Source organism: Leisingera sp. ABM4_060 (assembly GCF_056158765.1).
Genome location: NZ_JBSWTX010000001.1, coordinates 566955 through 583041, shown reverse-complemented (window position 1 = coordinate 583041; position 16087 = coordinate 566955). Strand labels below are relative to the sequence as shown.

Annotated in this window: 16 protein-coding genes; 10 read left to right on the top strand and 6 right to left on the bottom strand. The window is 63.1% G+C overall.

The annotated features are described in order from the left end of the window. The first annotated feature begins 72 nt into the window (after nt 1-72). The 6 genes from ACXAEH_RS02885 (at nt 73) to ACXAEH_RS02860 (ending at nt 5765) form a co-directional block, all read left to right on the top strand. Complete coding sequence (locus tag ACXAEH_RS02885) at nt 73-753, top strand: type 1 glutamine amidotransferase (RefSeq protein ID WP_475030988.1); 681 nt, start codon at nt 73-75, stop codon at nt 751-753. Next, nucleotides 753-2111, top strand: a complete 1359-nt coding sequence (locus ACXAEH_RS02880) for a glutamine synthetase family protein (RefSeq protein ID WP_475030987.1) — start codon at nt 753-755, stop codon at nt 2109-2111. Before ACXAEH_RS02885 ends, ACXAEH_RS02880 begins: the two co-directional genes overlap by 1 nt. A 117-nt stretch (nt 2112-2228) precedes the next feature. Then, nucleotides 2229-3539, top strand: coding sequence for an NAD(P)/FAD-dependent oxidoreductase (locus ACXAEH_RS02875; RefSeq protein ID WP_475030986.1), 1311 nt, complete (start codon nt 2229-2231; stop codon nt 3537-3539). A gap of 150 nt (nt 3540-3689) precedes the next feature. Continuing rightward, nucleotides 3690-4895, top strand: a complete 1206-nt coding sequence (locus ACXAEH_RS02870) for a DegT/DnrJ/EryC1/StrS family aminotransferase (RefSeq protein ID WP_475030985.1) — start codon at nt 3690-3692, stop codon at nt 4893-4895. Between the two features lie 94 nt (nt 4896-4989). Further along, complete coding sequence (locus ACXAEH_RS02865) at nt 4990-5511, top strand: hypothetical protein (RefSeq protein ID WP_475030984.1); 522 nt, start codon at nt 4990-4992, stop codon at nt 5509-5511. A 77-nt stretch (nt 5512-5588) separates the two neighbouring features. Further along, complete coding sequence (locus ACXAEH_RS02860; protein ID WP_475030983.1) at nt 5589-5765, top strand: hypothetical protein; 177 nt, start codon at nt 5589-5591, stop codon at nt 5763-5765. A 157-nt stretch (nt 5766-5922) separates the two neighbouring features. Here the strand turns inward: ACXAEH_RS02860 and phaR are convergent, their stop codons facing one another. After that, nucleotides 5923-6477 (bottom strand): polyhydroxyalkanoate synthesis repressor PhaR, encoded by a 555-nt coding sequence (gene phaR, locus ACXAEH_RS02855; protein ID WP_475030982.1) that lies wholly within the window; start codon nt 6475-6477, stop codon nt 5923-5925. A 211-nt stretch (nt 6478-6688) separates the two neighbouring features. Here phaR and ACXAEH_RS02850 point away from each other — a divergent pair, with 211 nt between their 5' ends. Further along, the gene (locus ACXAEH_RS02850) at nt 6689-7558 is read left to right on the top strand and encodes an NAD-dependent epimerase/dehydratase family protein (protein WP_475030981.1); all 870 of its coding nucleotides are present in this window, start codon (nt 6689-6691) and stop codon (nt 7556-7558) included. Between the two features lie 117 nt (nt 7559-7675). Continuing rightward, complete coding sequence (locus ACXAEH_RS02845; protein WP_475030980.1) at nt 7676-9412, top strand: adenylate/guanylate cyclase domain-containing protein; 1737 nt, start codon at nt 7676-7678, stop codon at nt 9410-9412. 107 nt (nt 9413-9519) lie between these two features. Here ACXAEH_RS02845 and ACXAEH_RS02840 read toward each other — a convergent pair whose 3' ends face one another. Then, nucleotides 9520-9963, bottom strand: a complete 444-nt coding sequence (locus tag ACXAEH_RS02840) for a phasin family protein (RefSeq protein ID WP_039158562.1) — start codon at nt 9961-9963, stop codon at nt 9520-9522. 133 nt (nt 9964-10096) lie between these two features. Then, entirely contained in the window at nt 10097-11899 is a 1803-nt protein-coding gene (locus ACXAEH_RS02835; protein ID WP_475030979.1) for a PHA/PHB synthase family protein, read from the bottom strand. 133 nt (nt 11900-12032) lie between these two features. On the opposite strand from ACXAEH_RS02835, the gene phaZ reads away from it, so the two are divergent. Beyond that, nucleotides 12033-13310 (top strand): polyhydroxyalkanoate depolymerase, encoded by a 1278-nt coding sequence (phaZ, locus tag ACXAEH_RS02830; protein ID WP_475030978.1) that lies wholly within the window; start codon nt 12033-12035, stop codon nt 13308-13310. Nucleotides 13311-13314: 4 nt separating this feature from the next. Next, nucleotides 13315-13887, top strand: a complete 573-nt coding sequence (locus tag ACXAEH_RS02825) for a DUF6151 family protein (protein WP_475030977.1) — start codon at nt 13315-13317, stop codon at nt 13885-13887. 2 nt (nt 13888-13889) lie between these two features. Here the strand turns inward: ACXAEH_RS02825 and ACXAEH_RS02820 are convergent, their stop codons facing one another. The 3 genes from ACXAEH_RS02820 to ACXAEH_RS02810 form a co-directional block, all read right to left on the bottom strand. Then, nucleotides 13890-14633: an alpha/beta fold hydrolase gene (locus ACXAEH_RS02820; protein ID WP_475030976.1), complete on the bottom strand. Its 744-nt coding sequence runs from the start codon at nt 14631-14633 to the stop codon at nt 13890-13892. Between the two features lie 123 nt (nt 14634-14756). Beyond that, the gene (locus tag ACXAEH_RS02815) at nt 14757-15182 is read right to left on the bottom strand and encodes a VOC family protein (RefSeq protein WP_475030975.1); all 426 of its coding nucleotides are present in this window, start codon (nt 15180-15182) and stop codon (nt 14757-14759) included. 77 nt (nt 15183-15259) lie between these two features. Beyond that, on the bottom strand, nt 15260-16009 hold the full coding sequence (locus tag ACXAEH_RS02810; protein WP_475030974.1) for an alpha/beta hydrolase: 750 nt from the start codon (nt 16007-16009) through the stop codon (nt 15260-15262). Nucleotides 16010-16087: the final 78 nt, after the last annotated feature.

The following is a 16087-nucleotide window of genomic DNA, read 5'->3' as shown; positions in this document are numbered from 1 at the left end:
GCCGCCTTGGCTAGGGGTCTTGCCTGCTCATGCCCCCTTAGCTAGGCTCAATTTGATCAAATCTGGTGACTTATGAAAATCGGCATCCTGCAAACCGGCCACTCCCCCGAAGACCTGTTTGGCCCTTTTGGCGATTATGACGGCATGTTCCGCGACATGCTGGATGGCAACGGCTTTGAGTTTCAGACCTGGGCCGTGGTGGACGGCGTGCTTCCGGACAGCGCCGATGACGCCGACGCCTGGCTGATCACCGGTTCCAAACACGGCGCCTATGAGGACCACGCCTGGATCCCGCCGCTGGAAGAACTGATCCGCGAGATCAACGCAAAGAAACAGCCGCTGGCCGGCATCTGCTTTGGCCATCAGATCATCGCCCAGGCGCTCGGCGGCAAGGTCGAGAAATACGCAGGCGGCTGGGCCGTCGGCCGTGTCACCTATCAAGTGGACGGCAAGGACCTGACCCTGAACGCCTGGCACCAGGACCAGGTGGTGGAATTGCCCGAAGGCGCCCGGGTGCTGGGCGGCAACGCCTTCTGTGAGAACGGCATCCTCGCCTATGGCGACCACATCATTTCCTGGCAGCCCCATCCTGAATTCCCCAGCGCCTTTGTCGGCGGCCTGATCGAAAAGCGCGGCCGCGGCGTGGTGCCCGACGACCTGCTGAACCGTGCAGCCGCTGAGCTGGACGCCCCCGTGGACAACCCTGAAATCGCAACCTTCCTCGCAGAGTTTTACAGGAAAGAGAGGACCTAATGTCAGCCTGGCTCGACACCCTTCCCGAAGCAGCACAAGCCTATCTGGAGGGGCGTCGTCTCGACGAAGTCGAATGCGTTATCTCGGACCTGCCCGGTATCGCCCGTGGCAAGGCGGTACCGGCATCGAAATTCGCGAAGACCGATTACTTTCATCTGCCCGACAGCATCTTCTACCAGACCATCACCGGGGACTGGGCCGATGCCGCGGATGACGACGGCTGGATCGAAAAGGACATGACCCTGAAGCCGGACATGTCCACGGCAACCGCCGCGCCCTGGACCGGCGACTGGACCCTGCAGGTGATCCATGACGCCTATGACCGGGATGACAGGCCGATCCCCTTCTCGCCGCGCAACGTGCTGAAACGTGTGGTGCAGCTCTACCACGACAAGGGCTGGAAGCCGGTTGTGGCGCCGGAAATGGAATTCTTCCTGGTTGCCCGCAACATCGACCCGGCCAAGGAGATCGAGCCGATGATGGGCCGCTCCGGCCGCCCGGCTGCGGCGCGCCAGGCCTATTCGATGACCGCGGTCGACGAATTCGGCCCAGTGATCGACGACATCTACGACTTTGCCGAGGCGCAAGGATTCGAGATCGACGGCATCACCCAGGAAGGCGGCGCCGGCCAGCTGGAGATCAATCTCCGCCACGGCAACCCGGTCAAGCTGGCGGATGAGGTCTTCTACTTCAAACGCCTGATCCGCGAGGCGGCGCTGCGGCATGACTGCTTTGCCACTTTCATGGCCAAGCCGATCGAGGATGAGCCGGGCTCGGCCATGCATATCCATCATTCGATCCTGGACATCGAGACCGGTGAGAACATCTTCTCTGGGCCCCAAGGCGGTGAAACAGATGCGTTTTATCATTTCATCGCGGGCTTGCAGAACCATCTGCCGGCCGGGCTTGCGGTGATGGCGCCTTATGTGAACTCCTACCGCCGCTACGTGAAGGACCACGCAGCACCCATCAATCTGGAATGGGCGCGCGACAACCGCACCACCGGCATCCGCATCCCGCTGTCGGGGCCAGAAGCGCGGCGGGTGGAAAACCGCATCGCCGGCATGGACTGCAACCCCTATCTGGGCATCGCGCTGTCGCTTGCCTGCGGCTACCTTGGCCTGATCAAGGAAGAGCGCCCGCGCAAGCAGTTCAAGGGCGATGCTTACGAAGGTGAAGGCGATATCCCGCAGGTGATGGGCCAGGCGCTGGATCTGTTCGAAGGTGCCACAGAACTGCACGAGGTGCTGGGGCCGGAATTTGCCCGCGTCTACTCCATCGTGAAACGCGCGGAGTACGAGGAGTTCCTGCAGGTGATCTCGCCCTGGGAGCGCGAGCATCTGCTGATGAACGTGTAAAGGCCCGGGCGCTGCCGCCCGCAGCCGGCGGCAGCGCAATTGAGTATTTATGGAAAGATGAAAAGGGAGCGCCGCGTGCTGTCCGCTGCGGCGGCGTTCTTGGCTTGAGGTGAAGCTATGGCAATGAACCTGCTCTATTCCAATGATCGCAAAGGCGAATATCCAAACAGCTGGTATGCGGCGACGGCCATCCCGATGCAGCCGTTCCCGGCGCTGGACGGTGACGTCAAAGCTGACGTCTGCATTGTCGGCGGCGGCTATACCGGGTTGTCGGCGGCACTCCATCTGGCAGAGGCCGGGATGGATGTGGTGCTGCTGGAAGCGCAGCGGGTAGGCTTTGGTGCCTCGGGACGCAATGGCGGCCAGCTCGGCAGCGGCCAGCGGATGGACCAGGAAGGGCTGGAAGCGCTGATGGGGGAACCCGAAGCGCAAAGGCTCTGGCAGCTGGGCGAGGTTTCCAAGGACTTGGTGAAATCGCTGATCGCGAAGCATGGGCAGGACTGCCACCTGAAACCCGGCGTTGCCTGGACCACGTTCTCTGAAAAGGAGTCCGCTGAACTGCATGACTATGGCCGCCACTTGCAGGACCGCTACGGCTATAGCGGCATCGAGCTTCTGGACAAGGAAGCCTGCTGGGCCATGTGCCCCTCTCCCGCCTATAAGGGCGGCATCCTGGACCACGGTGCCGCGCATCTGCATCCGCTGAACTATGCCTTCAGCCTGGCCCGCGCCGCCTCCGCTGCCGGTGCCCGCATCTTTGAAGGCAGCGAAGTGCTGGATATCCAGGAAGGCGGCAGGCTCCGCATCCGCACCGCGGGCGGCTCGGTTACCGCCGATCACCTGATCCTGGCCTGCAACGGCTACCTGGGCGGCCTCAATGGACAAGTCGCCGCGCGCGTCATGCCGATCAACAACTTCGTGGCCGCAACCGAGCCGCTCGGAGACGAGGCCGCCCGGGTGCTGGCCCGCGACGTCGCCGTGGCGGATACCAAATTCGTGGTGAACTACTTCCGCCTCAGCCACGACAAGCGGCTGCTGTTCGGCGGCGGCGAAAGCTACGGCTACCGGTTCCCGGCAGACATCTCCGCCACCGTGCGCAAGCCGATGACAGAAATCTTCCCGCATCTGAAGGACGTGAAGATCGATTACGCCTGGGGCGGCACGCTGGCGATCACCATGAAGCGGATGCCCTATCTGGCCCGCCTGGCACCCAACGTGCTCACCGCCTCCGGCTATTCCGGCCACGGTGTCGGCACCGCCACCCATGCGGGCCAGCTGATGGCACAAGCCATACAAGGACAGGCTGAAGGCTTCGACGCCATGGCCCGCGTTCCCACGCCGCGATTCCCCGGCGGCCCGCGGATGCGCTCGCCGCTGCTGGTGCTGGCCATGACCTGGTTTGCCCTGCGCGACCGGCTGGGGATCTGATCCCCGCCGGAAACTCAGCCGGAATCCGCGCGAACTCCGCAACAGTTCTGTGAAATCTTGCCTGCGGCGGCAATTTCCGCCGCGTTGCCTCTTGGCACGGCTCCGCCATAGTTTTACATTTCTTGAAGCAACAATTCAGGATTTTGAAATATGGCTCTGCCGCCCAACGTTCATGACGCTGAACCCATTCCCGCAGCTGCCCGCGACGCCATCGACGCGCTGATGCAATCCGGCGACCTGTTCCGCTATACCGCGCCCGAAAATGCCCCGGTCACGCTGCTGGAACAGGAATACGCCGCGCTTCTGGGCAGCAAATACGCGCTGGCGGTCTCCTCCTGCTCGGCGGCGCTGTTCCTGTCGCTGAAAGCGCTAGGCCTGCCCCGCGACGCCCGTGTGCTGATCCCCGCCTTCACCTTTGCTGCCGTGCCCTCCTCGGTGGTCCATGCCGACTGCGTGCCGGTGCTCTGCGAGGTGGGCGATAACTACCGCATCGACATGGCTGATTTCGAGGCCAAGCTGGACAGCGTCCAGGCGGTGATCATCAGCCACATGCGCGGCCATACGTCGGACATGGATGCCATCATGGCGCTCTGCGATGACCGCGGCGTCCCGGTGGTCGAAGATGCCGCCCATTCGCTTGGAACCACCTGGAACGGCCGCAACATCGGCACCATCGGCAAGGCAGGCTGCTTCTCCTTCCAGTCCTACAAGATGGTGAATGCAGGTGAAGGCGGCATCCTGATCACCGACGATGCCGATCTGGTCGCCCGCGCCGCCATCATGTCCGGCGCCTACGAGCACAACTGGAAAAAGCACAAAGGCCCGCACGGCGAAAACACTCCGGACCTGCAGCAGGCCTTTGGCAAATGGCAGAACCAGCTGCCGCTTTATAACCTGCGGATGAGCAACCTCTCCGCCGCCGTGATCCGCCCGCAGCTGCCGGAGCTGGAACGCCGGGTGCGACTGGGCCTTGCCAACCACAATTATGTGGCTGAGCGGCTGAATGCCTCGCCCTTCTTTCAGGTGCCGGAACCGCTGGCGCCGGAAAGCCGCGCTCCGGATTCCATCCAGTTCAACCTGGCAGGCCTCAGCGAGGAACAGACCCGCGCCTTTGCCATTGCGGCCGAAGCCAAGGGCGTCAAGGTGCAGGTCTTCGGCCTCTCCACCGACAACGCCCGTGCTTTCTGGAACTGGCAGTTCCTGCGAGATCAGCCCGACCTGCCGCAGACCCGCGCCATGCTGATGAAGGCCTGCGACGTGCGCCTGCCGGTGCGTCTCACCCGGGCCGAGCTAGACGTGATCGCGGAGATCCTGCTGGCCGCGGTGGAAGAGACCATGAGCAAGGCCGCCGCCTGACCGCCCCCTTTGCCTTGAGGCATGAAAGCTCCGGCCCCTGCGCCGGGGCTTTTTCGTGATTGCAATCCTGGCTTGTGCCATCCAACTTGCCGCCATGACACCGCTTCCCGAATTCGAACGGCGCCCGGCCACTGCGCTGGTCGCGATGGCCAATGCGCTCGGCATGGGCGATGCCATCCCGGACCAGGACCTGACCCGGATCATCCAGGCGGTTGTCTCCAGCCGGGCTGAGCGGGCCGCGCTGCTGGCCGCCGTCCGCGCCGCCAATGATCCCGGCAGCGGCCTCACCGTGGCCGACCTGCTGACCGCCTTTGCCGCCGGGGCCGGCGAGGCGGAAGCCCGGGAGCGCGACAGCGATCAGGTGCTTGGCCAATGGGCGCAGCGGCTGGCAGCCGGCGCCTTGCTCGCCAGCTTCGGTGCCGCCATCGCGGGCACCGTCACCGGCAGCGCCGCCTTCGGCCTCACGCTGCTGTCCTTCTCCGGTTTCATCTTCTCCACCGCCTCCCGCCTCGGCAGCCGCTCCCGCATGCGCCTCAAGGCGCAAGACCGCGAAGCCGCGGAAACCCTGGCCCGCCATGTGCTGGAAGCCGCCAAATCCGCCGGAGGCGAAGACTGATATGGAATTTTCACCCGTCCCCCCCTATATTGGTCCCGAACGCGGAATTCCGCATGATTGAGGCTTTGGGACTGTATATGGGACTGGAAACTGTCATCGTCAGCGCAATTGCCGGGGCTTGCACCCTGTCCTTTGCCGCCAGCGTCTATCTGTTCTACCGCGCCAAGCCGCAGCCCGAGGCCAAGGACATCGACGAGATCGTCCGCAACGCGCCCTACCACCGGCTGCACAACATCCTGAAAATCAAGCCGTAAACCCGGCTGCTGCCGGTTTCGCCGCTCTGGCCGGATGCCGCCGGCCGGAATGGAAAGGCACCGCGCCAGCGGTGCCACGCCCAACTGTGAACCGCATTCTTCGAATGCGCGTGAACAGGCGAGAGCCCCCCGGAACCCGGGAAACCCCGCCCGCGGATCACTTCATCTTCGACAGTTTCTCCTGCAGCTCGGCCAGCTGCTTCTTGATGTCGTCCAGGTCCTCGCCGCCTTCGGACTTCTCTTCCTCCGGTGCGCCGCCGGTCCAGCCCGCGGTGCCAAAGCCGCCGGTCATCGCCTTCAGAAACGCCTCCTGCTGCGCCTTCATGGCTTCGAACCCGGGGATCTGCGCCATCGGGTTCATCGCGTTCATATTTTCCATCATCTTCGACTGGCTTTCGCGCAGCATATCGAAAGATGTCTGCAGGAACTGCGGCATCACCCCGCCGCCGGGCACCATATAGCTGCGCACCAGGTCGTTCAGCACATTGACCGGCAGCACGTTCTCGCCGCGGCTTTCATGCTCGGCAATGATCTGCAAGAGATACTGGCGGGTCAGGTCATCGCCGGTTTTCAGATCGACGATCTGCACCTCGCGCCCGTCCCGGATGAACCCCGCGATATCCTCCAGCGTCACGTAATCACTGGTCTCGGTGTTATACAGCCTGCGGCTCGCATACCGTTTGATCAGCAGGGGCTTGTCCTGTTCCGCCATCCGTTCCCTCCCAGGCGATGATGCATCGCAGCGAAGCCTATGCCAGCGCAGAACAAAATGGAAGCCTCAGCGTCATTTCAGCAATATTTGTTCTCCCGGCCCTATGCGAGCGGACAATGCTGCACCTGCAGCCGGAGCTCTTGACCTCAACCCCGCTTCAGCTTTTACAGATGATCCCCGCAACAGAATCTGCAACAGGAGAGCGCGGGCAATGAAAGTCCTGATCCTTGGCGGCACCGGGTCCATCGGCACCGCAGTCACCCAAGAACTGATCCGCCACGGGCATGAGGTCACCGGCCTCAGCCGCTCGCAGCAGGCTGACAGCAAGCTTTCCGCCATGGGCGCCCGCCCCTTGCGCGGCGATCTGCGCCACCCCGGCGCCTGGGCGCGGGCGGTTTCCGGGGCAGACGGGCTGATCCAATTGGCCGCCGCATTCGATGAAGACATGGGCGCCGCCGACACGGCTGCCATCACCGCGATCCTGCGCCAGGCCGCACTGCGCCCCGGACCGCTGCGGCTGATCTACACCGGCGGCTGCTGGCTGTACGGCGCCACCGGCCGCCGGGTGGCGGATGAGGCCAGCCCGATGCGCCCGATCAAACCCTTTGCTTGGATGCAAAGGAACGCTGCAACGGTGCTGGCCTCTCCCGCTCTGTCCGCCGCTGTGATCCACCCAGGCATGGTCTACCATCAGGACGGCGGCGTATTTTCCCGCTACTTGCAGGCCGCCCGCAACGCCGCCCCGTTCGAGATCTGGGGCAGCATCTCCACCCGCTGGCCGCTGGTGCAGCGCGAGGATCTGGCCTGTGCCTACCGACTGCTGCTTGAAAACCCGTGCCTGACCGGCCATTTCAACGCCAGCGCCGAGGCCGGCGTGCAGGTCTCGGACATCACCGGCGAAATCGCCCGCCGCCACGGCCATGACGGCAGCTATGTGGTGCGCTCGCTGAAACACGCGCTGATCAAATACGGCGATTGGGCCGAGGGCCCCACGCTGGACCAGCAGATGGCCTCGCACAAGCTGCGCCGCCTGGCCGGCTGGCAGCCGCGGTTCACCAGCTTCCGCGACGCGCATTTCTAAGAGCCCTGCAAAACTCGCTGAACCTTCCGCAGAGCGTCTGTGGCAAAAGTCACAGAAAAAGATTCTCAATATGATATACTTCAGGGCAAGTCTTTTGAGTTTGTGGTGGCAAGGAATATGGCTGACCAAGGGGACAGAAAAAGACAAGCTGCCATTCTGATTGCTGACGTGGCGGGATTCTCCGCGCTGGTCGAGGCCGGAGAGCCCGATGCTGTTGCCGCAATCCGGCATCTGGCGGAGCACATCATCGCGCCTGCCGCGCAACGGTACTCCGGCGAGCTTGTCAAAACGCAAGGGGACGGCTTTCTGCTGGCCTTCCCCAATGCGGCGCAGGCGGTCAAGGCTGCCTTGCTGATCTCCAGGAAAACCGAAGCCCCGGCGCAGGGCAAGACTCTGACCCTTAGGATCGGCATCCACGCAGGTGCCGTGCTTGCAGCCGGGGGCGACCTCTATGGCAGCGCTGTCAGCATCGCCGCCCGTCTGGAATCCCTCGCGGCACCCGGTGAAATCTGCGTCTCCGGCACCGTGCAGCGGCAGGCCCGGGGCAAAGTCGGCGCCTCCTTCGAGGACCTGGGCTTGCAATTGGTCCGCAACATATCCGAACCGGTCCGCCTGTTCCGTGTTGCCCGAAACTCAATGCCCGCGCCCGAGGCCGAGGGCCCCGCTGCCGAAGTCTCCGCCGCGGTCCTGCCCTTCGTGAGCCGCTCGCCGGACGCGCCATCCGCCGCCGCCTTGGCGGAGTGCCTGACCGAGGATGTCACCATCGGCCTCTCCCGCTTCCGGGACCTGCGCATGGTGTCCTGCACCACGGCGCTCCGCTATGCCGCCGAAGCCGGCAACACCGCCCCCGCGGCGGTAGAACTTGGCGTCCGCTACCTGGTGGAAGGCAGCGTGCGGCAGTTGCCCGGCAAGCTGCGGGTCACGGTGACGCTGACAGAAGGCAGCAGCGGTTCGGTGCTGCTGAGCCAGCGCTATGACCAGGAGGCCGCGGGTTTCAGCGCCCAGGATGCGCTGGCAGCGGAAATCACCCAGACCCTTGCAGGGCAGCTTCAAGCGGAAGCAAAACGGAAATCCCAGCAACTGACAGCCAGCGCCGGAGTGGAAACGCCCCGGGAACTGGTCCTGCGGGCCAAGGCCCTTATTCTCAACTCGCGCGAAAGCCTGGCCCGGTGCAGGGCGCTGTACCACCAGGCCTGCAGCAGCGACCCGGGCAGTGCCGCAGCGCATTCCGGCCTGGCGCTGACCTACCTTGTGGAATGGATGAGCGGCTGGAGCATGTCCCCGGAGGACACTCTGGACAAGGCCTTCCCGCTGCTGCGCCGCGCCGCCCGCATCGACCCGCTGGACAGCGTCGCGCAGCGCCGCCTTGCCGTCATGCATCTGTGCAAGGGAGAGTTTGCCCTGGCCAAGGACCATTTCCAGCGTGCCCTGGAGCTGAACCCGAATGACACTGATGCCATGGCCTTCCGCGGCCTTTCATTTGTGTTCCAGGGCCAGCCGGGCAAGGCGATTGCCGAACTGGAGCGAGCCTCGGCCCGCAACCCGTTCCATCCGACATATTTCCACTGGTTCCGGGGGCTTGCGCTGTACATGTGCCGGGAATACCGGCCCGGCATCGCCGAAGTAAACAAGGCGGTTGCGCTGTTTCCCGGCTTCCCCGCTCCGCACCGCCACCTGGCGGCCTGTTATGCCCAGGCAGGCGACAAGAGCGCCGCCGCCCGGGAATGCGGGCGCATCCTGGACATGGAACCGGAGTTTTCCATCGCCAGCATCTGCAAAACGCTGCCCTTTGTCAGGGCCGAGGACCTGGAGCATTACTGCGACGGCCTGCAGCGGGCCGGGCTGCCGGCCTGATCCCCGCAACGCAACCCGCAACGCAAAAGGGCAGGCCTTGCGGCCTGCCCTTCTTCACGGTCCGGCACCTATCAGGGAGGAGAGCCGGGGCCGGTCCGTGGACGTTCTTACTTCGCAGCCGCTTTCTTGGCGGCGGTGGTCACATCAGCGGTGGCCTTCTTCACAGCGGCGGTGGCTTCTTCCGAGGCTTCCTTGCCGGCAGCCATCATCAGTTCCACGGTGTCCATCTGAACCTTCTTGGCAACTTCAGCAAAGGCAGCCAGGTTTTCGGCAGCCACTTCGGCGGAAGCGGAGGCGAAATCGGTTGCGGCCTTGGCGTAGTCTGCCGGATCTTCCTGGACCTTGGACACGGTGCCCAGCTTGGCCAGGGTTTCCTTGGTCCACTTGCTGGAGATCTCAGCGGATTTCTCAGCAGCGTCCAGCGCAACGGCGGACAGCTTTTCGTTCAGGGCAGCGGTGGTCTTGAACGCGTCTTCCATTGCCTTGGTGTCAACCGGGAAGGCGCCCATGAAGTCTTTCATCATCGCGGTGAAGTCTTGGGTCTTTGCCATAGTTCTAATTCCTCAGAAAGCTGCGGCAGGACCATCCTGCGCTCTTCAGCATGAGGGGAATATCGTTTCTGCACCGCAGCATTTCAAGAGTTTTATTGCTGCGCTGCAGAAAAAATCCGCAAAACATGTGAAATCAACGGTTTGCCTTGACCTTCACATAGGTGCCCGGTGCTGGAACCAAAGAGGGATAGCCCGAATCCCCCACCTCGCGGGCGGGAACCTGCTTGCCGGAGCGCTTTTTCAGCCATTCCTGCCAGCGCGGCCACCAAGAGCCCTCGTGGAACTCCGCCTGCTCCATCCAGGCGGCGCTGTCGCCCTTCAAATCGGTGTTGGTGTAATGGCCGTATTTCTTTTTGCTGGGCGGATTGACGATGCCCGCGATATGGCCGGATTCCGACACGATAAAGCTCTTGCTGCGCGAGCCCATCTGCTGCACGCCGGCATAGCAGTCTTTCCAGCGGGCAATGTGATCGGTCTCGCAGGTGATCGCCATCAGCGGCACATCCACATCGCGCACATGCAGCGTGTGGCCCATCAGCTCAAACCCCTCGCCGGCAAACTCGTTGTTCTGGCACAGGCCCCGCAGATACTGCACCGCCATACGGCCCGGCAGGTTGGCACCGTCGCCGTTCCAGTACAGCAGATCAAATGCCGGCGGGGTTTCCCCCATCATGTAGCTTTTGACGGCGGGGCCATAGATCAGATCCTTGGAGCGCAGGAACGACATCGTCCGGGCAATCACCCAGGACCGCAGCAGCCCCTCCTCTTCCACCTGCGCCTCGATCCCGTCGACAAAGTCGTTCTGCAGGAACGGCGTGAACTCGCCCTGGTCGCCGAAATCGGTGAGCGTGGTAAAGAAGGTCGCCGATTTCACCGATTTGTCACCGCGCTGTTTCAGCAGCGACAGTGTCAGGCTCAGCGTAGTGCCGGCGATGCAATAACCCACCGCGTTGACCTGCTTGACCTTGCAGATCTCCTTGACCGTCTCGATCGCGGTCAAAAAGCCCTCCTGCATGTAATCTTCCATGCCCACTTCGGCATGGCTGGCATCGGCATTGACCCAGGACACCACAAACAGCGTATACCCCTGCTCGGTCACCCATTTGATCAGGCTGTTCTGCGCCTTCAGGTCGAGGATGTAAAATTTGTTGATCCAGGGCGGGAACAGCACAATCGGCGTCTCATGCACGGTTTCCGTGGCCGGCTTGTACTGGATCAGCTCCATCATCCGGTTGCGGAACACCACATCGCCGGGTGTGGTGGCGATATTGGTTCCCAGTTCAAAGGCGCTCTCATCCGCCAGCCGCACCACCAGCTCGCCGTTGTTGGCCTCCAGGTCAGTGACCAGATTCTCCAGCCCGTCGATCAGCGACTGGCCTTCGGTCTCCACCGCCTTCTCCAGCGCATCCGGATTGGTCGGCAGGAAATTGGTCGGTGCCATCATTTCGATGATCTGGTCGGCGAAATAGGTCAGGCGCTGTTTGTCCTTGCCGTCCATCTCGCCGGCATCCTGCACCGCCTTGCGAATGGCATCGGCGTTGGTCAGGTACTGCTGCTTCACATAATGGAAATACGGGCTGGTTTCCCACAGCGGATTCGAAAAACGGCGGTCCTTGGGGCCGCCGTCATCCGTAGGTTCCATCTGTCCGGCAAGCGCCTTCTGCGCCTCGGCGAAATTCAGGACCGACTTGCTCCAGTACTCCAGTTGGTGCTCCAGCAGCTTGGCGGGGTTCTGCATCGCCTCCGCCCAATAGGCGGTTGCTGCGCGCGCATAAAGCTCTTGATTCGGGCCGTCCAGCGCCGGGTTATGCGGGACCTTCTGGGACAGGACATCGGCCAGGCGTTTACTCAACTGCTCCACCCGGCCCATGTTTTCTTTAAGTTTTTCAATACTCTCGGGGCTGGCCGCGGCGGATAATTCTTCACTTGTTGTCATAGAAAGGAATCCCTCATAGGCTTTCTGCTATGCAGAATAACGTTCTGCAAAAATAAGGGCAAAGCGGCGATTGGTCCGATAGTCCGGATTTGCCGGTGACGTTACGCCGGTTGGGAGCGCGAAGGAGGCAGGCATGCGGTACATGATGACCTACGATCTGATGGAAACCGTCCGGAACACCAACCAATGGCTGGGCGCCACGGCCCTTTCCATGGCATCTTACCCGGTCTTCTCGGCATTGCCAAACCCTGCCCTCAGCTGGATGGCCGCCTGGGGCGAGGTGACGGAACGCACCTACCAGCGCATGGTGGTAAAGCCCGACTGGGGCATCCCCTCCTTCACCTGCGAGGACGGCAAGGACCATCTGGTCGACATCACCACCGTGATCGAACGCCCCTTTGGCGACCTCATCCATTTCAAGGTCAACGGCCGCGAAGAACAGCCGCGCAAGGTGCTGCTGGTTGCCCCGATGTCCGGCCATTACGCCACCCTCCTGCGCTCCACCGTGCAAAGCCTGATCAGAAACTGTGAAGTCTACGTGACAGACTGGCACAATGCCCGCGACATTCCTGTTTCCGCTGGGAAATTCGATGTTGAGGACTACACGCTCTATCTGGTCGATTTCATGCGCGAACTGGGTCCTGACACCCATGTCGTCGCCGTCTGCCAGCCGGTGCCGCTAACGCTGGCCGCCACCGCCTACCTGGCTGAGCGCGACCCCAAAGCGCAGCCCTCTTCGCTAACCCTGATCGGCGGCCCGGTAGACCCGGACGCCACCCCGACTGAGGTCACCGACTTTGGCCGCCGCGTCACCATGGGCCAGCTGGAGGAGACCATGATCCAGCAGGTCGGCTTCAAATACAAAGGGGTGGGGCGCAAGGTCTACCCGGGCCTGTTGCAGCTCGCCTCCTTCATGTCGATGAACGGTGAGCGCCACACCAAGGCATTTGTCGATCAGATCCAGCGGGTCTCCAAGGGTGAGGCCTCAGACCATGACGCCCACAACCGCTTCTACGACGAATATCTGGCGGTGATGGACATGACCGCGGAATTCTACCTGTCGACGGTCGAGCGCATCTTCAAGAACCGCGAGATCGCCCGCAACGAATTCGTTGTGAACGGCCACAAGGTGGATTTCTCCAAGATCACCGATGTCGCTGTCAAAACTGTCGAAGGCGCCAAGGATGACATCTCCGCCCCCGGCCAATGCATTGCGGCGCTGGACCTCTGCACCGGCCTGCCGGAAGAAAAGAAAGCCAGCCATGTGGAACCGGATGCCGGCCACTATGGCATCTTCGCGGGCCGCAGCTGGCGCAACAACATCCGGCCGCTGGTGATTGATTTCATGAACGCCAACAGCCGCAAGACACCGGCCCGCCGCAAGCCCGCGAACAAGAACACCGCGGCCTGACCCGGTGGCCGCGGCGCAGACGTTCTCCTGCAATTGCGGAGCCTTATGCGGCGAAGTGTCCGCAGAAGGCATCCGGGGCGGCACCCGCGTGGTTTGCTATTGCCCCGACTGCCGCGCCAATGAGCTCTACCACGGCCAGCCGGACCCGGCACCGGACCCGGTCGACCTGTTCCAGCTCTCCCCCGATGCGATCACCATCAGCCAAGGCGCCCAGCACCTGAAGGCGATCCGTCTTGGCCCCCGCGGCCCCTTGCGCTGGTATGCCGCCTGCTGCGGCACGCCCTTTGCCAATACGCTGGCCAAACCCGGCCTGCCCTTTGCCGGCCTGCGCTCGGACCTGTTCAGCGGCAAGGACGCGCTTGGCAAGATCCGCGCCCAGGCCTTCATCCCGGCGCCCGGCAAACAATCCCGCACCAAAGGCGGCGGCGTCATGGCCTGGGGCATCATCAGCCGGATGATCACCAGCCGCCTTTCCGGCCGCTGGAGGGATACCCCGTTCTTTGACGCAGACAGCGGCAAGCCGGTCTCCGAGCCTGAACTTCTCAGCAAAGAACAGCGCGCAAGGCTTTATTCCTGATTTCAGGAGACAGATTCCGGCGCAGGTGCAGGAACCGCCAGCCAATGCAGCAGCGCGCGGTTGACCGCATCCGGGTCTTCCAGCACCGGGAAATGCCCGGCCTCAGGCAAGATCTCCACCCGTGCTTCCGGGATCAACTGCGCCAGCAGCTCATGTTTCGCAGACGGTACCATGGTGTCATGCGCCCCGCCCAGCACCAGCGCCGGCACATGCACCCGCCGCATGGTCGCCTGCTGGTCCGGCCGCCGCTGCAGCGCCCTGGCCTGCGCCACATACAGCTCCGGCCCCAGCTCCATTCCCATGTGGCAGAACAGGTTATGCACCTCCAGCCGCGACGGCCCCGGCGCCAGGCACTCCAACGGCAGCGTCTCGCGCAGCACATCCTCCAGCCGTCCGGTGCGTGCCGCGATAATCTGCGGTTCCCGGTCTGCAGCCTTCTCCGGCGTCTCCGCAAGCGGGCTCGCCCCCATGATACACAGACGGCTGATCCGCTCCGGCGCCCGCCGCACCAGCTCCATTGCCAGAATGCCGCCCATCGAAAGCCCGGCAAGGGAAAACCGCGGCGGCAGATGCGACAGCATCCTTGCGGCGATCTTCTCCACCGTGTCGCCGCCGGCCAGCGGCAGCACCATTACCGGCATACTGCCGGAAAATGTCCTGATCTGAGCATCAAATATCCGGCCGTCGCACATCATTCCCGGCAGCAGAACCAAAGGTTCGCGGCACGGTTGCTGGTCATAAGGCATGTCCTGCCCTCGCGGTTTTGCCTTCCACCCGTTGGTTCAACTCTGCGGAGAACAAATCCCGGGATCAAGAAAAACCTCACGCCAGCGGTGATTTAGAAAGCAATTGCCGCCGCCGGGCCACGCCTAATGGCCGTTCCAGCAAAAGGCGCCGTTCTCCGCCAGCCTGGAAAACGGATTGAAGGCAATCTCCCAGATGTGCCCGTCCGGGCTGCGGAAATAGCCGTGATGGCCGCCCCAGAACACATCCTGTGCTGGTTTCAGCACCTCTGCCCCGGAAGCCTCCGCCGCGGCCAGCAGCTCTGCCACCTCGTCCTTGGTGCGGGTGTTGTGGCTCAGCGTCATGGCTCCGGTGCCCAGCTCCTGCTCCGGCACCCCGATTTCCGCCGCCAGCGCCGCCAGCGGATATAGCCCCAGGGTCTGGGAAATCAGATCAAAGGCAATCACCCCGTCCGGGCTCTCTGCCCGCTGCCAGCCCAAGGCCTCATAAAAAGCAGCCGCCAGCTCCATGTCCGGCACCCCAAGCGTGATCAGGCTTATCCTCTGCTCCATGGCTCAATCCCTTGTTTTCTCGAATCTATTCATTTTCCATAACCGCCGCGAAATCGTGCCGGGCTGGAAAATATGCGTCAGCCTCCGTCCAGAACCTCCAGCACGGCATCCTCAATCATCTTCAAACAGGCCTCATCCGAGAACCGGTGATCCGCATCCTTCACCAGGCTCAGCCGCATGTCCGGACAATCCGCATGCTCCAGCAGCCGCACCGCCGTTTCCGTCGACACCGCCGTATCCGCCGTGCCCTGCAGGCAGCGCACCTTGAAGGGCAGGTTCAGCGGCGCCCGCAAGACCAGCTGCTGGCGGCCATCCTCTACCATCCGCTTGGACACATAATAGGGCTCCATGTAGTCGCTGGGCAGCTCCACATAGCCCCGGGCGTCCAAGTCTGCCTTCTGCGCCTCCGTGAAATTGGCCCACCAGCCATCCTCGGTGAAATCCGGCGCTGCGGCGATGGTTACCATGCCCTTGATCCGCTCCGGCATGGCGCGGGCCAGCAGCAGCGCCTGCCAGCCGCCCATGGATGAGCCTACCGGCACGATCTCCCCGCCGGTCAGCTTCGCCACAGCCTCCAGCGTGTCCTGGTGCCAGTCGCCGATGCAGCCCTCCTCGAATGTGCCAGAGCTTTCGCCATGGCCGGAATAATCGAACCGCAGAAATGCCTGCCCCCGCGCCTTGGCCCAGGCCTCCAGATGCACGGCCTTGGTGCCTTCCATGTCGGACTTCAGCCCGCCCAGGAACACCACGCACGGCCCCTGCCCCTCGCTCTTGTGATAGGCAATCCGGCGGCCTTGGGCGGTCTCAAGGAACGAAGTGGCGGGCATGTTTCAGGTCTCCTGTCGGTTTGCCCAAGATGTGGCACGGCTGCGCCTGCCCCGCAAGCCGCGGAACTGCCTCTTGCC